This window comes from Bradyrhizobium sp. CAR08 (assembly GCF_052871955.1).
Genome location: NZ_JBIXJX010000021.1, coordinates 33572 through 55365, shown reverse-complemented (window position 1 = coordinate 55365; position 21794 = coordinate 33572). Strand labels below are relative to the sequence as shown.

Annotated in this window: 22 protein-coding genes; 14 read left to right on the top strand and 8 right to left on the bottom strand. The window is 64.9% G+C overall.

Going from position 1 to position 21794, the window contains the following annotated elements:
• The first annotated feature begins 161 nt into the window (after positions 1-161).
• Positions 162-953 carry a Bax inhibitor-1/YccA family protein gene (locus ACIPUD_RS32805; RefSeq protein ID WP_007598855.1) on the top strand — a complete coding sequence of 264 codons (792 nt, stop codon included), beginning with the start codon at positions 162-164 and terminating at the stop codon, positions 951-953.
• A gap of 228 nt (positions 954-1181) precedes the next feature.
• Positions 1182-1712, top strand: coding sequence for a GNAT family N-acetyltransferase (locus ACIPUD_RS32800; protein WP_018459823.1), 531 nt, complete (start codon positions 1182-1184; stop codon positions 1710-1712).
• 92 nt (positions 1713-1804) lie between these two features.
• Here the strand turns inward: ACIPUD_RS32800 and ACIPUD_RS32795 are convergent, their stop codons facing one another.
• The 3 genes from ACIPUD_RS32795 to acnA form a co-directional block, all read right to left on the bottom strand.
• Positions 1805-2173 (bottom strand): DUF2794 domain-containing protein, encoded by a 369-nt coding sequence (locus ACIPUD_RS32795; protein ID WP_018459822.1) that lies wholly within the window; start codon positions 2171-2173, stop codon positions 1805-1807.
• Between the two features lie 592 nt (positions 2174-2765).
• The gene (locus tag ACIPUD_RS32790; RefSeq protein WP_085348698.1) at positions 2766-3542 is read right to left on the bottom strand and encodes a DUF1223 domain-containing protein; all 777 of its coding nucleotides are present in this window, start codon (positions 3540-3542) and stop codon (positions 2766-2768) included.
• Between the two features lie 234 nt (positions 3543-3776).
• Entirely contained in the window at positions 3777-6497 is a 2721-nt protein-coding gene (gene acnA, locus ACIPUD_RS32785; protein WP_446482283.1) for an aconitate hydratase AcnA, read from the bottom strand.
• A 242-nt stretch (positions 6498-6739) separates the two neighbouring features.
• Here acnA and ccmA point away from each other — a divergent pair, with 242 nt between their 5' ends.
• From ccmA to ACIPUD_RS32760, 5 genes are all read left to right on the top strand, one after another.
• A complete protein-coding gene (gene ccmA, locus ACIPUD_RS32780) occupies positions 6740-7342 on the top strand; it encodes a heme ABC exporter ATP-binding protein CcmA (RefSeq protein WP_446482282.1) in 603 nt (200 codons plus the stop codon).
• Positions 7343-7616: 274 nt separating this feature from the next.
• Entirely contained in the window at positions 7617-8285 is a 669-nt protein-coding gene (ccmB, locus tag ACIPUD_RS32775; protein WP_204512863.1) for a heme exporter protein CcmB, read from the top strand.
• A 76-nt stretch (positions 8286-8361) separates the two neighbouring features.
• Positions 8362-9129: a heme ABC transporter permease gene (locus ACIPUD_RS32770; RefSeq protein ID WP_446482281.1), complete on the top strand. Its 768-nt coding sequence runs from the start codon at positions 8362-8364 to the stop codon at positions 9127-9129.
• Entirely contained in the window at positions 9126-9311 is a 186-nt protein-coding gene (gene ccmD, locus ACIPUD_RS32765; protein ID WP_446482280.1) for a heme exporter protein CcmD, read from the top strand. The genes ACIPUD_RS32770 and ccmD overlap by 4 nt, the downstream gene beginning before the upstream one ends.
• A 24-nt stretch (positions 9312-9335) precedes the next feature.
• A complete protein-coding gene (locus ACIPUD_RS32760) occupies positions 9336-9932 on the top strand; it encodes a DsbE family thiol:disulfide interchange protein (RefSeq protein WP_204512864.1) in 597 nt (198 codons plus the stop codon).
• 188 nt (positions 9933-10120) lie between these two features.
• Here ACIPUD_RS32760 and ACIPUD_RS32755 read toward each other — a convergent pair whose 3' ends face one another.
• Both ACIPUD_RS32755 and ftsY read right to left on the bottom strand, forming a co-directional pair.
• Positions 10121-10723, bottom strand: a complete 603-nt coding sequence (locus ACIPUD_RS32755) for a septation protein A (RefSeq protein WP_247475292.1) — start codon at positions 10721-10723, stop codon at positions 10121-10123.
• A 3-nt stretch (positions 10724-10726) separates the two neighbouring features.
• A complete protein-coding gene (ftsY, locus tag ACIPUD_RS32750) occupies positions 10727-11674 on the bottom strand; it encodes a signal recognition particle-docking protein FtsY (protein WP_377787073.1) in 948 nt (315 codons plus the stop codon).
• Positions 11675-11734: 60 nt separating this feature from the next.
• Between ftsY and ACIPUD_RS32745 the strand changes: the two genes are divergently transcribed.
• Both ACIPUD_RS32745 and ACIPUD_RS32740 read left to right on the top strand, forming a co-directional pair.
• On the top strand, positions 11735-12436 hold the full coding sequence (locus tag ACIPUD_RS32745) for an RluA family pseudouridine synthase (protein WP_204512866.1): 702 nt from the start codon (positions 11735-11737) through the stop codon (positions 12434-12436).
• A gap of 131 nt (positions 12437-12567) precedes the next feature.
• The gene (locus ACIPUD_RS32740) at positions 12568-13677 is read left to right on the top strand and encodes a DUF2336 domain-containing protein (protein WP_247295774.1); all 1110 of its coding nucleotides are present in this window, start codon (positions 12568-12570) and stop codon (positions 13675-13677) included.
• Between the two features lie 162 nt (positions 13678-13839).
• Here ACIPUD_RS32740 and mtaB read toward each other — a convergent pair whose 3' ends face one another.
• Together mtaB and dapF are read right to left on the bottom strand one after the other, a co-directional pair.
• Positions 13840-15093, bottom strand: coding sequence for a tRNA (N(6)-L-threonylcarbamoyladenosine(37)-C(2))-methylthiotransferase MtaB (gene mtaB / locus ACIPUD_RS32735; protein ID WP_446482279.1), 1254 nt, complete (start codon positions 15091-15093; stop codon positions 13840-13842).
• Positions 15093-15968, bottom strand: a complete 876-nt coding sequence (gene dapF / locus ACIPUD_RS32730; protein ID WP_204512869.1) for a diaminopimelate epimerase — start codon at positions 15966-15968, stop codon at positions 15093-15095. The genes mtaB and dapF overlap by 1 nt, the downstream gene beginning before the upstream one ends.
• Before the next feature lie 220 nt (positions 15969-16188).
• On the opposite strand from dapF, the gene ACIPUD_RS32725 reads away from it, so the two are divergent.
• Both ACIPUD_RS32725 and ACIPUD_RS32720 read left to right on the top strand, forming a co-directional pair.
• Complete coding sequence (locus tag ACIPUD_RS32725; protein WP_085354312.1) at positions 16189-16962, top strand: GyrI-like domain-containing protein; 774 nt, start codon at positions 16189-16191, stop codon at positions 16960-16962.
• Positions 16963-16967: 5 nt separating this feature from the next.
• The gene (locus ACIPUD_RS32720) at positions 16968-17687 is read left to right on the top strand and encodes an SIMPL domain-containing protein (RefSeq protein ID WP_166520796.1); all 720 of its coding nucleotides are present in this window, start codon (positions 16968-16970) and stop codon (positions 17685-17687) included.
• Positions 17688-17775: 88 nt separating this feature from the next.
• Here ACIPUD_RS32720 and ACIPUD_RS32715 read toward each other — a convergent pair whose 3' ends face one another.
• Positions 17776-18840: an MBL fold metallo-hydrolase gene (locus ACIPUD_RS32715; RefSeq protein WP_018459807.1), complete on the bottom strand. Its 1065-nt coding sequence runs from the start codon at positions 18838-18840 to the stop codon at positions 17776-17778.
• Positions 18841-19170: 330 nt separating this feature from the next.
• Between ACIPUD_RS32715 and ffh the strand changes: the two genes are divergently transcribed.
• The 3 genes from ffh (at position 19171) to rimM (ending at position 21692) form a co-directional block, all read left to right on the top strand.
• Positions 19171-20718 (top strand): signal recognition particle protein, encoded by a 1548-nt coding sequence (ffh, locus tag ACIPUD_RS32710; protein ID WP_018459806.1) that lies wholly within the window; start codon positions 19171-19173, stop codon positions 20716-20718.
• Between the two features lie 86 nt (positions 20719-20804).
• Positions 20805-21137 carry a 30S ribosomal protein S16 gene (gene rpsP, locus ACIPUD_RS32705; RefSeq protein ID WP_007598827.1) on the top strand — a complete coding sequence of 111 codons (333 nt, stop codon included), beginning with the start codon at positions 20805-20807 and terminating at the stop codon, positions 21135-21137.
• A gap of 9 nt (positions 21138-21146) precedes the next feature.
• On the top strand, positions 21147-21692 hold the full coding sequence (rimM, locus tag ACIPUD_RS32700) for a ribosome maturation factor RimM (protein WP_085348439.1): 546 nt from the start codon (positions 21147-21149) through the stop codon (positions 21690-21692).
• Positions 21693-21794: the final 102 nt, after the last annotated feature.

Genomic DNA, 21794 nt, shown 5'->3' with positions numbered 1-21794 from the left:
GTTGCAGCGAATGTGTTAGTTTCCCACATATCGAATGGGTTCGGAGCCCCGATTGTTAGCCAGAATTTAGTCGGCAGACATCGGTATCCGAGATAGAATTTGACGAACCGGCGGCATGGCGACCCTCATGCCGGACCGGACCAACCAACGGGAATTCGACCATGTCGGACCTAGACCGCAATTACGCTTCTCCTTTCGGCAGGGCCGCCGGGCGTGTTGACGCCGCGACGGTCGATGCCGGCCTGCGCGCCTACATGCTGCGCATCTACAACTACATGAGCATCGGCCTGGCCATCACCGGCCTTGCCGCCCTCGGCGTCTACATGGCCGCCGTGACGGACGTTCCGACCCCGGAAGCCGTGCGGGTCGGCAAGCTGTTCCTGACGCCGTTCGGCTACGCGATGTTCGTCAGCCCCCTGAAGTGGCTGTTCATGCTCGCGCCGCTCGCCATGGTGTTCGTGATCTCGGCAGGCATCAACCGGCTCGCTCCTTCGACCGCCCAGATCCTGTTCTGGGTGTTCGCGGCACTGATGGGCGTCTCGCTGTCCTCGATCTTCCTGGTGTTCACGCACACCTCGATCGTCCGGGTGTTCTTCATCACCGCGGCGACCTTCGGCGCGCTCAGCCTCTACGGTTACACCACCAAGCGTGACATGAGCGGAATGGGTTCGTTCCTGTTCATGGGCCTGATCGGCATCGTCATCGCGAGCCTGGTGAACCTGTTCCTGGCGAGCTCGGTGCTGCAGTTCGTCGTGTCGGTGGTCGGCGTGCTGGTGTTCGCGGGCCTCACCGCCTGGGATACCCAGCGGCTGAAGAACGACTACATCTACGGTTACGCTTCGGCCGGCGGTGACATCGCAGAGCGTGCGGCCATCACCGGCGCGCTGTCGCTGTACCTGAACTTCATCAACTTGTTCACGCTGCTCCTGCAGCTCCTCGGCCAGCGCGACTAAGCGCCAGCCCAGAGTGGACGACAGCAACCCCCGGCCGAGAGGCCGGGGTTTTTGTTTGGGGCGAGCCTCTCAACACCCACCGTCATTGCGAGCGCAGCGAAGCAATCCAGAGTCCCTCCGCTGGTGCATTTCTGGATTGCTTCGTCGCAAGGGCTCCTCGCAAGGACGGAGTATGAGGAAGCACGGTTGCCTCTTCCAGCCGCCCCGGGAAGGCTCTAATCTTGCGGCATGTCCGCACCCGATATCAGGCCCACCACCGAGGCCGACCTCCCCGCCATCACGGCCATCTATCGGCAGGCTGTCCGCGAGGGCACCGCGACGTTCGAGCTGGAGCCGCCCGACCTTGCCGAGATGACGCGCCGCTACCGCACGCTGATCGATGGCGGCTACCCCTATTTCGTCGCCATCCTCGACGGGCGCGTCGCCGGCTACGCCTATGCCGGTGCCTACCGGCCCCGCCCGGCCTACCGCTTCACGGTCGAGAACTCGATCTATCTCGATCCATCCTTCCACCGCCGCGGCATCGGGGCGCTCCTGCTGGAGCGGCTGATCGTCGAATGCGAGGCACGCGGCTTCCGTCAGATGATCGCGGTAATCGGGGATTCCACCAATGCCGGCTCGATCGGCGTGCACACCAGGGCCGGCTTCAAAATGATCGGCACGCATCCCAGCGTCGGGCTGAAATTCGGCCGCTGGCTGGACACGGTAATGATGCAGCGGAGCCTCGGCGAGGGCGCCAAGAGCGTGCCGGGGAAGTAAGGCCCGTAGCCCGGGTGAGCGAAGCGATACCCGGGAACGCTGCAAGCAAAGACCCGGATGTCGCTACGCTCATCCGGGCTACTGGATCCCTGCTACACCACCGCCAATTTGCGATCGATCACCAGGAGCACGCGCTCCAGTTCGTGGCCGCGGCGCAGGATCAAGCCCGTCGCCGAGATCACGCTGTACATGCCCTGCTTGCGCGCGAGGCGCGGATCCTTCTCGATACGATAGATCGGCACTTCCGAGGCGCGGCGAAAGACCGAGAACACAGCGCGATCCCTGAGGAAGTCGATGGCATAGTCGCGCCACTCGCCTTCGGCAACCATCCGGCCGTAGAGATTGAGAATACGGTGCAGCTCGAGCCGGTTGAACGTCACGCGGCTCAGTTGCGCATTCGAAGCGGCGGGGCGCGCCGCCGCACGCTGTTCGCTCGGATCGGTATCCTCCGACAGACTCATAGGCCGCCTCCTGTCGCATCAGCATGACCGCGTCCGGGAAGACCGTCCCTCGACCGCGGATCATGACGGTTGCATGATCGCGCCAACTGTTCCCCACCGCAAGGGCCCTTGGAAGGACCTTGGAATCGGAGCCAATCCGCCCACACGCAGCGGTGGAACTCTGTCGCGGCAAACCGTCACGGGATCGTTAGCAGGAATCATAGTGTCGCCGCTTTTCCGCCAAGCGACTGCCGCCCTGCGTTGCGAAAAGACCTATGTGCGTTGACCCGGTCCTTTCGGTTCCGGATTCCTCAGCCCCCAGCCCCCCGGGGCCGTCAGGATCGGGTCTGTTCGCACGACAAGGAGGGCCAACGCGAGTTGGTCCTTTTTTGTTTGAGTCGATTTGTTTGGGTCGGGATGTTTCTGCCTCGACGGATATCTCACCATCTCAGCAAAAACTCTTTCCCCTCATCCTGAGGAGCCGCGAAGCGGCGTCTCGAAGGATCGAGGCCGAGCTGCCTCAGCAGGGCCTGCATGGTTCGAGACGGCGCTGACGCGCCTCCTCACCATGAGGATTGAGAGTGTGCTTGAGTCGGAAGATTCGAAGTGCGCGTCAGTGCAGCGACGTATACGCCGCGCCCAGCATCGGGCCCGGTCTCTCCCGGCTGCCGTCCTGGACATAGACCACGGCACCGTCGACGCCGTCACGCGTGAGGTTCTCGATCGGCACCGTCCAGCTTTCCGGGCGGCCGGTCCAGTCGCCTACCTTCAGCAGATTGCGCACCACGTTGTGATAGATGACCTGCTGTCCGCGATTTTCGCCGCGACTGATCGCGATCGGCACCGACTTCGCAATCGAGCAGATCCAGACCTCGCCGTGGGACGCCGTCGGCTCCTTGCTCGCGGCCACCGAGACGTTGATCTGCTTGCCCGCGAGCGACATCGTCACCGGCACGCTCATCACACCAGTGCCCGTCTCGGTTTTGCCGATGGCGCTTTCGATGCCGGTGCGGTCGCTGCCGACGACATGCGTGGAGCCGTTGACCACGACCTGCGGCGTGTAGACTTCGCGGTCGCCGCGCATGCGCGAATACGCACGCTGCCGTGCAGAGAAGCGCGAATCGGCCAATGTGTCCTTCCAGCCGAGATAGTCCCAATAGTCGATCGGCATGCTCAGCGCGATGATCGAGGGATCGCGGGCGAGGTCGCCGATGATCTTGTCGGCCGGCGGGCAGGAGGAGCAGCCCTGCGAGGTAAACAACTCGACAACGGCGCGGGGATCAGCCTCGGCAGGGCGGATGACGGCGACGATTGCACAGAGACCAAGAGCTCCCGACCAGAGGGCACCGGACCAGCGTGAAACCAGATGAGAAGCCGTCATTGTTGTCATGTCGAACGCCGCACACCATTGCTCGTGAGAGGGAAATCTTACCGCCGGATGGTCACCGTAATCTTACGGGCCTCACACATTTGTTGTCCGTCCAAGAACCGTACAAGGGGAGGTTCTGTGCCGGGCGGGCCCATCTGAAGCCTGCCGCAAACGCGTGAAGGCGGCCTTGTGATAGGCCGCCTTCGTGTAACCTACTACTCACTTCGCAGTGAGCCACCGTTCACAAATTCGCGCTTACGCCGCGAGCTTGCGTAGTACGTAGTGCAGGATGCCCCCGTTGCGGTAGTATTCGAGTTCGTCCAGCGTATCGATGCGGCAGAGCAGCGAAACGCGCTGCAGCGAACCGTCGCCGGAGACAATCTCCGCGGTCAGCTTCTGGCGCGGCTTGAGGTCGCCAACGAGGCCGCGCAGCGTGACCTTCTCGTCGCCCTTCAGACCGAGCGACGACCAGGAGGTGCCGTCCTCGAAGGTCAGCGGCAGCACGCCCATACCGACCAAATTGGAGCGGTGGATGCGCTCGAAGCTCTGGCAGATCACGGCGCGCACGCCGAGCAGACGGGTGCCCTTCGCGGCCCAGTCGCGCGAGGAGCCGTTGCCGTATTCGGCGCCGGCGAACACCACCAGCGGCACCTGCTCCTGCTGGTATTTCATCGCGGCGTCGTAGATCGACATCTGCTCGCCGTGGGGCCAGTGCTTGGTGAGACCGCCTTCCGGAATATTGCCGTCGGCGCCCTTCAGCATGAAGTTCTTGATGCGGATATTGGCGAAGGTGCCGCGCATCATGACTTCGTGGTTGCCGCGCCGCGTGCCGTACTGGTTGAAGTCGGCCGGACGCACCTGGTGCTCGCTGAGATATTTGCCGGCGGGCGAGGTGAGCTTGATCGAACCGGCCGGCGAGATGTGGTCGGTGGTGATCTTGTCGCCGAACATGGCGAGGATGCGGGCCTCGACGATGTCGGTGACCGGCTCCGGCTCCTTCTTCATGCCTTCGAAATAGGGCGGGTTCTGCACATAGGTCGAACTCATGTTCCAGCGATAGGTTTCGCTCTCGACCGTCTTGATCTTGCGCCAGTTGGTGTCGCCCTTGAACACGTCGGCATACTTCTTCTTGAAGATCGACGCGGTCACGAACTTCTTCATGAAGGCGTTGATCTCCTTGGTCGTCGGCCAGATGTCCTTGAGGTAGACCGGCTTGCCGTCCTTGCCTTCACCGAGCGGCTCGACGGCGAGGTTCTTGGTGACGGTGCCCGCGAGCGCGTGGGCGACCACGAGCGGCGGCGAAGCCAGATAGTTCGCCTGCACGTCCGGCGAGACGCGGCCTTCGAAGTTGCGATTGCCGGAGAGCACCGCAGCCGCGACGATGCCGTTGTCGTTGATCGACTTCGAGATCTCCTCGGGCAGCGGACCGGAATTACCGATGCAGGTGGTGCAGCCGAAACCGACCAGGTTGAAGCCGACCTTGTCGAGATCGGCCTGGAGACCGGAATCGGCGAGATAGGCCGCCACCACCTGGCTGCCCGGGGCGAGCGAGGTCTTCACCCACGGCTTTGCCTTGAGGCCCTTCGCGGCGGCGTTGCGCGCCAGAAGACCGGCGCCGATCAGCACGCTCGGGTTCGAGGTGTTGGTGCAGGAGGTGATCGCGGCGATCACGACGTCGCCATGGCCGATGTCGAAGTTCTTGCCGTCGACGGCGAAGCGCTTCCCCGGCTCCTCGGCCTTCTTGTATTCGCTGGCGAGCGCGAGCGAAAAGCCCTCGGCCACGGACGGCAGCGCAATGCGGCCTTCGGGGCGCTTCGGGCCGGCCATCGAGGGCACGACATCACCGAGGTCGAGCGTCAGCGTTTCCGTGAACACCGGATCGGGCGACTTGGCGGTACGGAACAGCCCTTGCGCCTTCGCATAGGCCTGCACCAGCGCGACGCGCGCCGAGGCGCGGCCGGAGGTCTTGAGATAATCCAGTGCGGCGGCATCGACCGGGAAGAAGCCGCAGGTCGCGCCATATTCGGGCGCCATGTTGGCGATGGTTGCCTTGTCTGCGACCGAGAGATGGTCGAGGCCGGGGCCGAAGAACTCCACGAACTTGCCGACGACGCCGAGCTTGCGCAGCATCTGCGTCACCGTCAGCACGAGGTCGGTCGCGGTGACGCCTTCCTTCATCGCGCCCTTCAGCTTGAAGCCGACGACGTTGGGCAGCAGCATCGATAGCGGCTGGCCGAGCATGCAGGCTTCCGCCTCGATGCCGCCGACACCCCAGCCGAGCACGGCAAGGCCGTTGACCATGGTGGTGTGGGAATCGGTGCCAACCAGCGAGTCGGGATACGCGACCTCGAAGGTGCCGGTCTTCTTGCCGACCGTCATCTTCTCCTTCTTGGTCCACACCGTCTGGGAGAGATATTCGAGATTGACCTGGTGGCAGATGCCGGTGCCGGGCGGCACGACGGAGAAGTTCGAGAACGCCTTCTGGCCCCATTTCAGGAACTCGTATCGCTCCTGGTTCTGCTTGTATTCCTCGGTGACGTTCTTGCCGAAGGCCTTGTTGTCCCCGAAGAAGTTCACGATCACGGAGTGGTCGATGACGAGATCGACCGGCACCAGCGGATTGATCTTCTCGGCGTCCCCCCCGAGCTTCTGCATCGCGTTGCGCATCGCGGCGAGATCGACCACGGCGGGCACGCCGGTGAAGTCCTGCATCAGCACGCGCGCCGGGCGGAAGGCGATCTCATGCTCCAGCGACTTCTTGCGCAGCCACTTCGACACCGCAACGATGTCTTCCTTCTTGACCGAGCGGCCGTCCTCGTTGCGGAGCAGGTTCTCGAGCAAAACCTTCATCGAGTAGGGGAGTTTCGAAATTCCCTTCAGACCATTCTTCTCGGCCGTGGGCAGGCTGTAATAGACATAGGTCTTGGCGCCGACCTTGAGGGTCTTTTTGCATTTGAAGCTGTCGAGCGAGGTCATGTAGGAAATCCCAATTGTCAGTTATACCCGGCAGGGTATTTTAACACCGTCAGCGTAGGCAGGCTGAGTCACTTGCAGGGGCAGGTTGAGTTGCTGCATCAAGTAGTTCCGGGCTTATAGAAGCTTTCTAACCGCGCCGCCACAGCCACAATCGTGCCGCGGCAATCCGCGAGCCAAAAATTCCCATACGCTACCCCAAGTTTTCCTGAGGCCTGGCTTTGAGCGGATCGATACGAGGCAAGATGCAGCTTTCCGGACGCGGCGTCAGTTGCGTGCGGGGCGGGCGCGAGGTGTTTTCCGAGCTCGATTTCGAGGCCGGCTCCGGCGAAGCCGTGGCGGTCGTCGGCCGCAACGGATCGGGCAAGACCTCGCTGCTGAGGCTGATCGCGGGCCTGCTCATTCCGGCGAGCGGCACGATCGCGCTGGACGGGGGTGACGCCGAGCTGACGTTGCCGGAGCAATGCCACTATCTGGGTCATCGCGACGCCCTGAAGCCAGCCCTGAGCGTGGCGGAGAATCTGACGTTCTGGGCCGATTTTCTCGGCGGCGAGCGTTTCGACACCGGCAAGGGACTCGCCACCGTCGGGCTCGACCATGCCGCCGATCTGCCCGCCGCCTTCCTGTCCGCCGGCCAGCGCCGCCGGCTGTCGCTGGCCCGCCTGCTCACCGTCCGCCGCCCCGTCTGGCTGTTGGACGAGCCGACCACGGCGCTCGATGTCGCGGGACAGGACATGTTTTCCGGATTGATGCGCGGGCACTTGGCGCGCGGCGGCCTGATCGTCGCCGCCACCCATGCCCCGCTCGGGATCGATTCGCGGGAGCTGCGGATCGGGGGTGCGGCGTGATTCGGGTCGACCCTCAGGTTTCCAAGCGGCCGAACTCCGCCCTCTCCGTTCCCTCCCCCCTTGTGGGGGAGGGTCAGGGAGGGGGGTGCCACACGGCGCACTCTCTCGGTTCTCGCGTTCGGCAGGCGGGCGCTCCGTTGCTAGCGGCCCGCACCCAAGAACCATCTTCCTCGGGGCTACCCCCCTCCCCCGCCCTCCCCCACAAGGGGGGAGGGAGCGCAGCTCGCCCGGGGCAACCGGCCGACGCTGCCTCCTCACCTCTGGGAGCAGTGGCATGACCGCCCTGACTGCCCTCATCCGCCGGGATATCCGGATCGCGCTCCGCGTCGGGGGCGGGGCGTTGATTGGCGTGCTGTTCTTTCTGACCGTGGTGGTGCTGATGCCGTTTGCTGTGGGGCCGGACCTGGCACTGCTGTCGCGGCTCGGGCCGGCGATCCTGTGGCTGGGGGCGCTGCTGGCGAGCCTGCTCACGCTGGACCGGCTGTTCATGGCCGACCACGAGGACGGCTCGCTCGACCTGATCACGATGAGCCGGACCCCGCTGGAACTCGCCTGCGCGTCGAAAGCGCTGGCGCATTGGCTGGCCGCCGGCCTGCCGCTGATCGTCGCAACCCCCGTGCTCGGCCTGCTGCTCAACCTCGACATGGTCGCAACCGGTGCTGTGGCGCTGACGCTGCTCGCTGGCACCCCGGCGCTGACGTTTACGGGAATGATCGGTGCGGCGCTGGCGGTGACGCTGCATCGTGGCGGCTTGCTGATGGCCGTCCTGGTGCTGCCGCTGTCGATACCGGTGCTGATCTTCGGCGTCGCGGCCTCACAGGCGGCGATCGTCGGACCCATGACGTTCGGCGCGCCGTTCTCGATCCTGTGCGCGCTATCGCTGGTCAGTCTCGTGATCGGCCCGTTCGCGGCTGCGGCGAGCCTGAAGCATGGATTGGATTGACCTTGACCCCGATCAACTTTCGCTGCGGACTTTCGTGCTGATTGCGTGAGCGCTTACCGGTGATTATCAGGATACCATGACGCTGATCGACCTCGCCAACCCCACACGGTTCCTCGCGCTGACGGCGCGGCTGCTGCCATGGCTTGCGGCCGCGACCATCATCCTGCTCGCGATCGGGCTCTATCAGTCTGCCACCGCACCCGACGACTATCAGCAGGGCGCGACGGTAAAGATCATGTTCATCCACGTGCCTAATGCCTGGCTGTCGATGTTCGTATGGGGCGTGATGAGCATTGCCTCGCTCGGCACGCTGGTGTGGCGGCATCCGCTTGCCGACGTCGCCGCCAAAGCGGCCGCCCCGATCGGCGCCAGCTTCACCTTCCTTGCGCTGCTCACGGGCTCGCTGTGGGGCCGGCCGATGTGGGGCACCTATTGGGAATGGGACGCGCGGCTGACCTCGGTGCTGATCCTGTTCCTGATGTATCTCGGCGTGATGGCGCTGTGGCGCGCGGTCGACGAGCCCTCCCGCGCGGCGCGCGCCGCCGCCGTGCTGACGCTGGTCGGCGCGCTCAACCTGCCGATCATCAAGTTCTCGGTCGATTGGTGGAACACGCTGCACCAGCCGGCCTCGGTGATGCGGATGGGCGGCTCGTCGCTCGACAAATCCTTTTTGATTCCGCTGCTGGTGATGGCGGTCGCGTTCACCCTGCTGTTCGTCACGCTGCATATCGCGGCGATGCGCAACGAGATTTTGCGTCGGCGCGTGCGGTCCCTGCAGATGATGCAGGCGAGCCGTGTGGCGTTTGCAGAAGTCGGCACGTCAAAGGAAGTTGGGGCTGCATGATCATGTCGCTCGGTCCCTACGCGTCCTTCATCGTGACGTCCTATGCCGCGGCCGCCCTTGTGGTCGTGATCCTGATCGGCTGGATCGTGCTCGATCATCGGAGCCAGACACAGCGCCTGCGCGAGCTCGAGCGCAGCGGCGTGACCCGCCGCTCCAGCCGCAGCGCGACGGATCGACCATGAGAGATCGAGCATGAGAGATCAATCATGAGCGAGCAATCGACGTCCGCTCCGCCGCAGCGCCGCACCTTCCTGATGGTGCTGCCGCTGATCGCCTTCATCGGCCTGGCGTTGCTGTTCTGGTTCCGGCTCGGCAGCGGCGATCCCTCGCGAATCCCTTCCGCGCTGATCGGACGCCCCGCGCCGCAGACCACGCTGCCGCCGCTCGAGGGATTGCAGGCCGACAACGCGCAGATCCCCGGCCTTGATCCCGCTGCGTTCAAGGGCAAGGTCAGCCTCGTCAATGTCTGGGCGTCCTGGTGCGTGCCGTGCCACGACGAGGCGCCGCTCCTGACCGAATTGGCAAAAGACAAACGCTTCCAGCTCGTCGGCATCAACTACAAGGATGCCGCCGACAATGCGCGGCGCTTCCTGGGGCGCTACGGCAACCCGTTCGGCCACGTCGGCGTCGATGCCAACGGCCGCGCCTCGATCGAATGGGGCGTCTATGGCGTGCCGGAGACCTTTGTCGTCGGCCGCGAAGGCACCATCGTCTACAAGCTGGTGGGACCGATCACGCCGGAGAATTTGCGGACGGTGCTGTTGCCGCAGATGGAGAAGGCGTTGAAGGCGGCGGGGAGCTAGCTCTGTCGTCAGTGTGAGCGAAGGACCCAACCCCAAACACCGCTGTCATGCCCCGGCTTGACCGGGGCATCCAGTACGCCGCGGCCTCTCCGTATCTCACAACCGTCTCTGGAATACTGGATCGCCCGGTCAAGCCGGGCGATGACAGTTGAGTGTGTGGCTGCAACCAGCAATGATGAGTTGAGAGCTCAACCCTTCCTCACGTCCCCCGCCTCGGCCTCGCTCGCTTCCAGCGACGCCGGCTCGAGGTGATAACGCTTGGTCAGCGGCATCTGGGCGATGGCGAAGATCATGGTGATCGGCGTGACGCCGAACACCTTGAAGTTGACCCAGAAGTCGGTGCTCTGGGTGCGCCAGACGATCTCGTTCAACACCGCCATGCCGGCGAAGAACAGCGCCCAGCGCAGCGTCAGGATGCGCCAGCCCTGCGGCGTCAAATTGAACATCTGGTCGAACATGACCGCGATGAAGGAGCGGCCGAACAACAGGCCGCCGCCGAGGATCGCGGCGAACAAAGCGTAGATGATGGTCGGCTTGAGCTTGATGAAGGTCTCGTCATGCAGCACCAGGGTCAGCGTGCCGAACACCAGCACGATGACGCCCGTCACGATCGCCATGATCGGGATGTGGCGCGTCACCACATAGGAGGCGATCATCGCCGCCACGATCGCGATCATGAAGGCGCCGGTCGCGGCGAACAGGTTGAACTTCGCATTCACGAAGAAGAACACGAGCAGCGGGCCAAGCTCGGTGGCAAGCTTGAACAGCGGATGCGGCTGGGTCTTGTCCATTCTTCAGCTTTCGATTCCGGCAATCGCGCGGGCGAAATCGCGCGCGGTGAACGGCGCGAGATCGTCGACGCCTTCGCCGACGCCGATGAAGTGCACCGGCAGTTTGAATTTCTCCGCGAGCGCCACCAGAATGCCGCCGCGGGCGGTGCCGTCGAGCTTCGTCATCACGAGGCCGGTGACCCCGGCGGTGCGATGGAAGGCCTCGACCTGCGACAGCGCGTTCTGGCCGACGGTGGCGTCCAGCACGAGCAGCACCGCATGCGGCGCAGTCGCGTCCAGCTTGCGGATGACGCGCACGACCTTTTCGAGCTCGTTCATCAGCTCGGCCTTGTTCTGAAGCCGCCCGGCGGTGTCGATCAGGAGCACGTCGATGGCCTGCTCCTTCGCGGCCGTCAGCGCGTTGAAGGCGAGGCTCGCCGAATCCGAACCTTGCGCACCTGATATGACGGGCGTCCTGGTGCGCTCGCCCCAGACCTTGAGCTGTTCGATCGCCGCTGCGCGAAAGGTGTCGCCGGCCGCCAGCATCACCTTGCGGCCTTCGGTCGCGAATTTTTGCGAGAGTTTCCCGATGGTGGTGGTCTTGCCGGAGCCGTTGACGCCGACCACGAGGATGACGAACGGCTTCTTGCCGGCGTCGATCTCGAGCGGTTTTGCCACCGCCGCCAGCACCTTCTCGACTTCGGTCGCGACGACGTCCTTGACCTCGTCCGCCGAGATCGCCTTGTCGTAGCGCCCGGTGCCGACCGCATCCGCGATCCGCACCGCGACGGAGGTGCCGAGGTCGGCGCGGAGCAGCACGTCCTCGATGTCGTCGAGCATGGCGCGGTCGAGCTTGCGCTTGGTGACGAGGTCGGCGACCGCGGTCCCGAGCGAGGACGAGGTGCGCTTCAGCCCGTCGGACAGGCGGCGCCACCAGCTCAGCTTGGGGGTCTCGGGGGTGGTATCGTTCATGGTGGCGGTGTGTTAGCCGTTCCGGCTCGCAAACGAAAGTCTTGACCGAAAGTCCTGCAATTGCTCGATGTTCCCGAATTGACGGCCGACGAAATCCTGGCGCGCGTGCTCCATCGCGACGGATTGATGCTGGTCATCGACAAGCCGGCCGGCCTGCCGGTGCATCGCGGACCCAAGGGCGGTGCCAATCTGGAAACCTCCTTTGAGGCGCTTCGTTTCGGCCTGCCGCGGCCGCCGGTGCTGGCCCACCGGCTGGACAAGGACACCTCCGGTTGCCTGGTGCTCGGCCGCCATCGCAAGGCGACGGCCTCGCTCGGCCTGCTGTTCAAGCATGGCAAGATCGGCAAGACCTACTGGACCATCGTCGAGGGCGGCCCCACAGAGGACGAAGGCACCATCGACATGCCGCTCGGGCGGCTCAATGCCGAGCGCGGCTGGTGGCAGAAGCCCGATCCCGAGGGCCAGAAGGCCATCACCAACTGGAAGGTGATGGGCCGGGGCGACGGCCTGACCTGGCTCGCCATGGAACCGGTGACCGGGCGGACCCATCAATTGCGGGTGCATTCGTCCGCGACCGGCTGGCCGATCTTCGGCGATAACATTTACGGCAACGGTCCGCGCTTCGGCGAGCCGAAGCTGCACCTGCATTCCCGCGAGATCGTGGTACCGATCTCCCGCAACAAGGAGCCGGTCCGCGTGGTGGCGCCGGCCCCACCCCACATGCACGAGCGCCTCCGCGCCTGCGGGTGGAACGGGGAGTAGTGCTGTCAGCCCCCCATGGTGAGGAGCGCGAAGCGCTCCCTATAGTTTACGAAACGTTCAGTGCTCGTCTCTAATGATAGCGGTTGCTTAGAACAAGCTTCCGTCAATCTGCTCAGGACGAGCTGCGCGTCATGTCCACGGCCGAGTTATCGATCATCGACGAGGTCGAGTCCGCGCTTCGGACTGGCTCGGCGGAAAAGGGCCTGGCAACAGCCCGCCGCGTCACCGACCTGTTCCTGTCCTCCGCCGGCAGTTTCGACGACGAGCAGATCGCACTGTTTGACGACGTGCTCGATCGCCTGATCGGCACCATCGAGCTCCGCGCCATCGCAGACATGGGCGCGCGCGTAGCGCTCGCCGAGATCAGCGCGCAGCTCGCGCCGATCGCGCAGGCGCCGCCATCGGTCATTCGCCGCCTCGCCAACAATGACGAAATCCGCATCGCTGGTCCCGTGCTGCAGGAATCCGCGCGCCTCGATGACGGCGCGCTGGTGCAGATCGCATCATCCAAGGGCGAGCCGCATCTGCTCGCGGTCGCCGGACGCTGGTGGCTGAAGGAGATCGTCACCGATGCATTGCTGGCGCGACGTTATCCCAGCGTCAGCCGGCGGCTCGCCGCCAATCCCGGCGCGCGCGTCTCCGGAAGCGGATTTGCCGTCATCGTCGGACAGGCGGAGGCCGATCCCGAGCTCGCTGTCAGCGTCGGCGTCCGCGTCGATTTGCCGTCAGACCTGCGCCGTCAATTGCTGCGCTCGGCGAGCGAGGCCGTGCGGACCCGCCTGTTGTCGCGCGCGCCGCCGCATCTGTTCGAGGAGATCCAGAGCGCGATCGCCGCAGTCACCGTCGGTGTCGAGCGCGAGATGTCGGGTGTCCGCGATTTCGAAGGCGCCAAGCGCGCCGTCGCAGGTCTCAGGGCGACCGGCCAGCTCAGCGAAGCGACGCTGCTCGGCTTCGCAACACAGCGCCGTTATGAAGAAGCGGTGGCCGCATTGGCGGCATTGTCGGGATCGACTGTCGAAGTCATCCGCCCGCTGATGCAAAGCCTGCGCGAGGACGGCCTGCTGGTGCCGTGCAAGGCAGCGCAGCTCAGCTGGGAAACCACCGCCGCCGTGCTCGAAAGCCGCTTTGCGAGCGGCGCGATGAAGCCGGCCGATATCGCAAGGGCTCAAAGCCATTACGCGCGCATGACCCCGGAGAATGCGCGGCGGACGCTGCGCTTCTGGCAGGTGCGGGCGTTGTAGTTTTTCCCTCTCCCCTTGTGGGAGAGGGTGGCTCGCCGCGCAGCGGCGAGACGGGTGAGGGGTCTCTCTCCGCGAGTCCACATTGAGTTGAGTACGCGGAAGCAACCCCTCATCCGGCGCTTCGCGCCACCTTCTCCCACAAGGGGAGAAGGGAAGGAAGCATCACACCGTCAGCCGCGCGCCATCGCGACCGGCAATCCGCAGCGACACCACACTCCCCACACGCTCGCCCGCAATCGCCACCGGCAGATAGTGCTCCGTCCGTCCCTGACCGCCGCTCTCGATCAGCACCTCACGCGTGGCCCCGATCTCGGCTTGCAGCCGCTGCAGGAGCGCGGTCTCACCGGCCGAGCGCAGCCGCTTCGCACGCTCCTTGATTGCACCGCCCGCCACCTGTGGCATCCGCGCGGCCGGCGTGCCGGGACGCGGCGAATAGGGGAAGACGTGGAGGAACGTCAGGCCGCATTGCTCGACCAGATCGAGCGAGCGCGAGAACATCTCCTCGGTCTCGGTCGGAAAGCCCGCGATGATGTCGGCCCCCAGCGCGATATCCGGGCGCAGCCGGCGGACCTGGTCGCAGAACGCGATGGCGTCGCCGCGCGTATGCCGCCGCTTCATGCGCTTCAAGATCATGTCGTCGCCGGACTGCAGCGACAGGTGCAGATGCGGCATCAGCCGCGAATCCTCAGCAATTGCATCCAACAGATCGCTGTCCGCCTCGATCGAATCGATAGAGGAGATGCGCAGGCGCCTCAGCTCCGGCACATGCCGCAAAATCTGCTTCGTCAGCATGCCGAGCTTGGGCGTGCCCGGCAGGTCAGTGCCGTAGCTGGTGAGGTCGACGCCCGTCAGCACGATCTCGGCATGGCCGCGCGCGACCAATGCCCGGACCTGATCGACCACGGCGCCCATCGGCACCGAGCGCGAATTGCCGCGCCCGAACGGAATGATGCAGAAAGTGCAGCGATGGTCGCAGCCGTTTTGCACCTGTACGAACACGCGCGGCAGGCCGCTCGCAAAGCCGTCGATGAGATGCGGAGCCATCTCCTTCACCGCCATGATGTCGCTGACGGCGATTTTTTCGCTCGTACCGAGATCAAACGCCGCACGCGCCTCGCGCCATGCGGACGACCGCATCTTATCGTCATTGCCGACGACGCGATCGACCTCGGCCATCTCGGCGAACATGCCGCTTTGCGTCTGCGCCGCGCAACCGGTGACGACGATGCGCGCTCCCGGCCGCTCGCGCTTCAATTTGCGGATCGACTGCCTCGCCTGCGCCACCGCTTCGTTGGTGACGGCGCAGCTGTTGATGACGATGGCATCTGAAAGGCCCGCGCCCTCGGCCTCGCGGCGGATCACCTCGGCCTCGAAAGCATTGAGGCGGCATCCGAAGGTGACGATGTCGACGCTCATCACCCGACCGGCGCGAACAGCGCCGGATCGAAACGGCCTTCATATTCGAAGGTCGCCGTGCCCGTCATCAACACGTGATCGTCGCGCTCGCGCCATTCGATCCCGAGCTTGCCGCCGGGCAGCGTGATCTCGACATTGCGCTCGGCGCGCTTCAGCCGCGCCGCCGCGACCGCCGTGGCACATGCGGCCGAGCCGCAGGCCCTGGTCAGGCCGGCGCCGCGCTCCCAGGTGCGGATCGTGATGTGCTGGGGATCGACGATATGGGCTAGCGTGATGTTGGCGCGCTCCGGGAAGATCGGATGGTTCTCCAGCAGCGGACCGAAACGCTCGAGGTCGTAGGCGTTGACGTCATCGACCCAGAAGATCGCATGCGGATTGCCCATGCTGACCACCGACGGCGAATGCAGGACCGGATTGTCGATCGGGCCGATCTGCAATTCGATGTAGCGGGTGTCACGAAATTCCTGGTCGAGCGGAATGTCCTGCCAGCCGAACTTCGGCGCGCCCATGTCCACCGTATAAAGATCCGGCGCCGGACCCTGCCAGGCATTGAGCAGGCCCGCGGCCGTCTCGAACGTTGCATTGGTCTGGCCGGTCTTTTCGAAGATGCGCCGCACGACGCAGCGCATGCCGTTGCCGCAGGCGCCGGCCTCGGAGCCGTCACTGTTGTAGATGCTGATGAACGCTTCGGTGCCGTCGAAGCGCGGCTTCTGCAGCACCATGAGTTGGTCGTAGGGCACGCCGCCTCGCGGCGATGCCACCGCGCGGGCATCGTCCGGGGTGACCTTTGAGGTGGAATCGCGCATGTCGACAACGACGATCTCGTTGCCGATGCCGTTCATCTTGGCAAATGCGTGGTTGGCCAGCGCGCTCATGAAAATTCCCGAATTTCGCCTGCCTTATATGGCGATCCTTGGCCCTCTTGGCCAGTGATTTGCCGACAAGAGCCAGGACGCTGCCATGACGCATCTGTCATGGGACGAATTCGGCGCTCGCGTGTTAGAACGGCGCAATTCGCGCGATCCGGGACATGCGGCCGGGCTAAGGCTTCGGGGACGTAAGGCCTTGGCGGATAAGCTATTGGGGAGAATAAAAATGTTCAGGTTTCGTCGTCTCGTTTTGGCCGCGCTGATCCCGGCAGCGGCCTTGTCGTTTAGTCTGTCCGCCACGCTGGCCCAAACGCCGAGCCCGGCACCGGCCGCATCAGCGAGCCCCTCGCCGGCCCCGTCGGCTTCGCCCGCCCCGGCCGCGAGCGCTGCCCCCGTGGCCACGCCCTCGCCGGCGGCCAGCGCCTCGCCAAGCCCTGCCACTTCCCCTGCAACCTCGCCCTCGCCCGCCGCAAGTGCCTCACCCAGCCCCGCCGCCCCGCCGCCCGCTGCGGCCGCGACGCCGGCTCCCGTGCAGACGGCCGATCCCTTCGGCCAGGAGACCACGCTCGAGCCCAAGAAGGTCGTGATGGTCAAGGGCACTGCCAATTGGGACTCGGCCTTCGACACGCTGATTGACGCCTTCAAGGCGCTGAACACGCTGTTGGACAAGCAGGGCATCAAGCACGCCGGCAATTCGATGATCGTCTACACCTCGACGGACGATACCGGCTTCACCTTCCTTGCCGAGATCCCGGTCGATCAGGACCCGAAGAACCTGCCCAAGGACATGAGCGTCGGCAAATCGCCGGAGGGCAAGGCGCTGAAATTCGTTCATCGCGGCTCCTACGACAACATGGACAACACCTATGAGGCGATCACCAATCACCTCGACGACAAGAAGCTGGAAGCCAAGGACACCTTCATCGAGGAATACCTCACCGATCCCCTGAAGACGGCGGAGGACAAGCTCGTGATCAATGTTTTCGTGCCGCTGAAGTGAGACCGATGAAAAAGCCTGCCATCCTTTTGACCTCCCTTGTTACGTCCTTTGCCGCCGCGCTGCTGGCAACGCCTGCGCTCGCCGACGATTTTCCGTCCGCGATTTCGGTGAGCGGCGAAGCCACGATCTCCGCCGCGCCTGATCTGGCGCAGATCGACGCCGGCGTCGCCAACGACGCCAAGTCTGCGAAGGAAGCCTCCGACGCCAACAACGCCGCGATGGGCAAGGTGCTGCTGGCCCTGAAGGGTGCAGGCATTGACGAGAAGGACTACCAGACCTCGCGGCTTTCGCTGCAGCCGCAATACGGCCAGAACAAATCCACCGGCGCCTCGCCCGTTGTCGGCTTCCGCGCCTCAAACCGCGTCACCGTGAAGATCCGCGACGTGACCAAGGTCGCCGCCATCATCGACACGCTGGTCGGCGCCGGCGCCAATGATATCGGCAACATCTCCTTCGAGGTTACGCAGGCCTCGAAACTGCTCGACGATGCCCGCGAGAAAGCTGTCGCAGACGCCCGCCGCAAAGCGGAGATCTACGCCAAGGCGACCGGCGTCACGCTGGGTGCACCGCTCAGCGTCTCCGAAGGCGGCGCCCCGATGCCGCTGTTCAAGGGACGCATGGCCGCAGCTCCCATGGCCGTACCGCAGGCCGCGGTCGCGCCGGGCGAGGAAACGCTAGCGGTGACGGTGAATGTGAGCTGGGCGATCAAGGCGAAAGAGCAGTAGGGGCAGCTGCCGCTACAGACTCCATTGTCGTCCCGGCCGCAATTGCGCACTAGGCCGGGACGACAGCGGGTTCGAAGCGACGGCGAAGCTAGATCTCCACCACCTGCCCCGGCTTCATCGCCACAAATCTTTCCTGCGGAACCTTCGCGGCATCGAGCGCCTCGACCAGCGCTTTCGCCGGCGCATCGATTGCTTCATCGGTCAGCTGAAACGTGCCGTGGTGATGCCCGAGTGCGGCTTGCGCGCCGCAATCCGCGAGCGCCTTCACCGCGTCTTCCGGGTTCATGTGCTGGTCGTGCATGAACCAGCGCGGCTCATAGGCGCCGATCGGGAGGATCGCCAGGCGGAGCGGCCCGTGCCTCTCGGCGACGCGGCGGAAATGCCCGCCATCGCCGTAGCCGGAATCGCAGACGACGTAGATTTTCCCCGCAGGCGTCTCCAGCACGAAACTCGCCCACAGCGCCTTGTTGCGATCGAACATGCCGCGCGCCGACCAGTGCCGGGTCGGCACCAGGGTCACGGCGATACCGCCGCCGAGCTCGACGCGATCATGCCAGTCGAACGCTTCCACCTTGATCGTCGCATCGGTGCTGCGCATCGTGACGTCATTGCCGAGCGGGGTCACCACACGCGGCGCAAAATTCTTGGCGAGCCGCGACAGCGTCGCCATGTCGAGATGATCGTAATGGCCGTGCGAGACCAGCACGACATCGATCTTCGGCAGCTTGTCGAACGCAATGCCGGGATCGTTGTGCCGTTTCGGCCCGGCGAAGCTGACGGGCGAGACCCGCGTCGACCAGACGGGATCGACGAGAATATTGAGGCCGCCGGTCTGGATCAGCCAGCTGGCGTGGCCGACGAAAGAGAGCCGCACCTTGTCGCCGTGGACGCGGTCGGGCGGGGCGTCGGCATGGGGGCTCGGCGCCCAATCCGGCCAAGTCGCGCGCTGCCGCTTGCCGCCGAATTGCCAGCGCAGGACCTCACGAAGCGATTTCGGCGGCACGCCGTCCGGATCGAAGAAGTTCAGGCCGTCGAAATGGTCGGAGACCGGGCCGTCATAGGTTTTCATGCGGGACATCCAAAGGGAGGGCACGCCGACCAATGCGCCGGCACCGGCGAGCAGTCCGAAAAGGCGGCGGCGGGTGATCGGCACGGAACTGGCTTCAAAGATGGTCGGAGGGGGAGGACATCACCGCTATATGGGCGGGGTCTGCGGAAAAGGAACCCGCCGCCGGAAAGTTCATCTTTTCAAGGCTTTGCCTTCCAAAGCAGCCCCGGCCACCCTAACTTTCCTTGACTTTCGGGCGTCAGCGGCGTTTAACCCCGGCACTTCTCGGAAAGGCTTTCTTTTCGACCCGCCGACTGGTCCCAGAGGCCAGAGGCCAACGCCCGACAGCGCGATGCGCCCTCGGGCGTGAAGGTGTTTGGATTTCTGCTCCCTCGCCCCGCGCTTGCGGGGAGAGGTGAAAAAAGGACAACGGCATTGTTCGACAATCTGTCGGAACGGCTTGGCGGCATTCTCGATCGTCTGACGGGGCGCGGTGCGCTGACCGAAAAGGACGTCGACGCCGCGATGCGCGAAGTGCGCCGCGCACTGCTGGAAGCCGACGTCGCGTTAGAGGTGGTGCGCAGCTTCACCGAGCGGGTCCGCGAGCAGGCGATCGGCGCCACCGTCGTCAAGTCGGTGACGCCAGGCCAGATGGTGGTCAAGATCGTCCATGACGAGCTGATCAACACGCTCGGCGCCGAAAGCCAGACCATCGACATCAATTCCGTGCCGCCGGTGCCGATCATGATGGTCGGTCTGCAAGGCTCCGGCAAGACCACCACCACCGCAAAGCTCGCCCGTCGCATGGTCCAGCGCGACAAGCGCAAGGTGCTGATGGCCTCGCTCGACATCTACCGTCCCGCGGCGATGGAGCAGCTGGCCGTCCTGGGCCGCGATCTCGACATTCCGACGCTGCCGATCGTCGCCGGCCAGCAGCCGGCGCAGATCGCGAAGCGCGCGCTCGAGGCCGGCAAGCTCGGCGGCTACGACGTCGTGCTGCTCGACACTGCCGGCCGTACCACGCTCGACGAAGAGATGATGGCGGAAGCGGCAGCGATCAAAGCCGCCGCCAATCCGCATGAAGTGCTGCTGGTCGCCGACAGCCTCACTGGCCAGGACGCCGTCAATCTCGCCCGCGCCTTCGACGAGCGCGTCGGCCTCACCGGTATCGTGCTGACGCGCGTGGACGGCGACGGCCGCGGCGGCGCGGCGCTGTCGATGCGCGCGGTCACCGGCAAGCCGATCAAGCTGCTCGGCACCGGCGAAAAGACCGATGCGCTGGAGGATTTCCATCCCGACCGTATCGCCGGCCGCATCCTCGGCATGGGCGACGTGGTCTCGCTGGTCGAACGCGCTGCCGCCAACATCGATGCCGAAAAGGCCGCGCGCACCGCCGAGCGCATGCGCAAGGGTCAGTTCGACCTCAACGACATGCGCGAGCAGCTGTTGCAGATGGCCAATATGGGCGGCATCAGCGGCCTGATGGGCATGATGCCCGGCATCGCCAAGATGAAGAACCAGATCGCGGCCGCCGGCATCGACGACAAGATTTTGAAGCGCCAGGTCGCGGTGATTGATTCGATGACGCGCGACGAGCGCCGTCATCCCGATTTGCTCAAGGCCAGCCGCAAGAAGCGCATCGCCGCAGGTTCCGGCCAAAGCGTCGAGCAGGTCAACAAGCTGCTCAAGATGCACCGGAACATGGCCGATATGATGAAGGCCATGGGCTCCGGCAAGCGCGGTCCGCTCGCGGGCATAGCGCAGGCGATGGGCTTTGGCGGCGGCATGAAGCCGCCTTCGCCGGAAGAGATGAAGGCGCTGCAGGAGAAGATGCAGGGTGGCGGCGGACAGGGTCTGCCCAGCCTGCCGAAGGATCTACCTGCCGGGCTGCGCCAGGGTCTGCCGAACGTTCCGGGCCTGACCGGGCTGAGCGGCAAGCCGATGCTGCCGGGTCTCGGCGGTTTCCCTGGCAAGAAAAAATGAGGAATTCGTCGCGGGAGATCGCAGCGGTCTCGCGCAACGCGGAATACCAATCAACCGAACAAAACGTACTTTGAAGGAGAACTTAGATGTCCGTCGTTATCCGTCTCGCCCGCGCTGGCACCAAGAAGCGTCCCGTCTATCACGTCGTCGTCGCCGATTCGCGCTTTCCGCGCGATGGCCGCTTCATCGAGCGTCTCGGCTATTTCAACCCGCTGCTGCCGAAGGACAACGAGACCCGGCTGAAGCTCGACATGGACAAGGTGAAGGCCTGGCTCGCCAAGGGCGCGCAGCCGTCGGACCGTGTATCGCGCTTCCTCGACGCCGCCGGCGTCAAGAAGCGCGAAGTGCGCAACAACCCCGAGAAGGCCGTGCCGCGCAAGGAGCGCAAGGCGCAGGCCGAAGCCGCCGCGAAGGGTTAAGGCCAGATCATGCCGGCGCTGGTCTGCGTCGCGCGGATCGGCGCCGCGCATGGTGTGCGCGGCGCGGTCAAACTGTGGACCTTCACGGAAGATCCGTTTGCCGTGCGGAGCTACGGTCTGCTTTCGTCCAAGGACGGCAAGCGCCAGTTCGAGGTCGCAACGGCGCGCGCGGCCAAGGATCATCTGGTTGCAACGTTCAAGGGCGTCACGACCCGCGATGAGGCCGAGCGCCTCAACGGCATCGAGCTCTACGTCGCGCGCGAAAAGCTGCCCGCGACGGACGAGGGCGAATATTACCACACCGATCTGATCGGGCTCGCCGCCGTCACCACGGCGGGCGATGCGCTTGGCCGCGTGCTCGCGATCCACAATTTCGGCGCCGGTGACATCATCGAGATTGCGCCGCCCACAGGAGCCACACTGCTGCTGCCGTTCACGGACGCGGTGGTGCCGGAGGTCGACATCGCCGGCGGCCGCGTCGTGATCGCGCTGCCGGAGGAGATCGCGGGCGAGGATCCCTCCCCGGGTCGTCCCGGCGAAGGCCGGGACCCATAACCGCCGCCAGAATTTTTAGCTAAGCTGATCGCTCCAGCCGTCGCAAAACGAAGTGCGGTGGTTCTGGGTCCCGGATCTGCGCTCCGCTTGTCCGGGACGACA

Coding starts and splice junctions, on each gene's coding strand:
- ACIPUD_RS32805 (WP_007598855.1), top strand. CDS start 162: ATGTCGGACCTAGACCGCAATTACGCTTCTCCTTTCGGCAGGGCCGCC.
- ACIPUD_RS32800 (WP_018459823.1), top strand. CDS start 1,182: ATGTCCGCACCCGATATCAGGCCCACCACCGAGGCCGACCTCCCCGCC.
- ACIPUD_RS32795 (WP_018459822.1), bottom strand. CDS start 2,173: ATGAGTCTGTCGGAGGATACCGATCCGAGCGAACAGCGTGCGGCGGCG.
- ACIPUD_RS32790 (WP_085348698.1), bottom strand. CDS start 3,542: ATGACAACAATGACGGCTTCTCATCTGGTTTCACGCTGGTCCGGTGCC.
- acnA (WP_446482283.1), bottom strand. CDS start 6,497: ATGACCTCGCTCGACAGCTTCAAATGCAAAAAGACCCTCAAGGTCGGC.
- ccmA (WP_446482282.1), top strand. CDS start 6,740: ATGCAGCTTTCCGGACGCGGCGTCAGTTGCGTGCGGGGCGGGCGCGAG.
- ccmB (WP_204512863.1), top strand. CDS start 7,617: ATGACCGCCCTGACTGCCCTCATCCGCCGGGATATCCGGATCGCGCTC.
- ACIPUD_RS32770 (WP_446482281.1), top strand. CDS start 8,362: ATGACGCTGATCGACCTCGCCAACCCCACACGGTTCCTCGCGCTGACG.
- ccmD (WP_446482280.1), top strand. CDS start 9,126: ATGATCATGTCGCTCGGTCCCTACGCGTCCTTCATCGTGACGTCCTAT.
- ACIPUD_RS32760 (WP_204512864.1), top strand. CDS start 9,336: ATGAGCGAGCAATCGACGTCCGCTCCGCCGCAGCGCCGCACCTTCCTG.
- ACIPUD_RS32755 (WP_247475292.1), bottom strand. CDS start 10,723: ATGGACAAGACCCAGCCGCATCCGCTGTTCAAGCTTGCCACCGAGCTT.
- ftsY (WP_377787073.1), bottom strand. CDS start 11,674: ATGAACGATACCACCCCCGAGACCCCCAAGCTGAGCTGGTGGCGCCGC.
- ACIPUD_RS32740 (WP_247295774.1), top strand. CDS start 12,568: ATGTCCACGGCCGAGTTATCGATCATCGACGAGGTCGAGTCCGCGCTT.
- mtaB (WP_446482279.1), bottom strand. CDS start 15,093: ATGAGCGTCGACATCGTCACCTTCGGATGCCGCCTCAATGCTTTCGAG.
- dapF (WP_204512869.1), bottom strand. CDS start 15,968: ATGAGCGCGCTGGCCAACCACGCATTTGCCAAGATGAACGGCATCGGC.
- ACIPUD_RS32725 (WP_085354312.1), top strand. CDS start 16,189: ATGTTCAGGTTTCGTCGTCTCGTTTTGGCCGCGCTGATCCCGGCAGCG.
- ACIPUD_RS32720 (WP_166520796.1), top strand. CDS start 16,968: ATGAAAAAGCCTGCCATCCTTTTGACCTCCCTTGTTACGTCCTTTGCC.
- rpsP (WP_007598827.1), top strand. CDS start 20,805: ATGTCCGTCGTTATCCGTCTCGCCCGCGCTGGCACCAAGAAGCGTCCC.
- rimM (WP_085348439.1), top strand. CDS start 21,147: ATGCCGGCGCTGGTCTGCGTCGCGCGGATCGGCGCCGCGCATGGTGTG.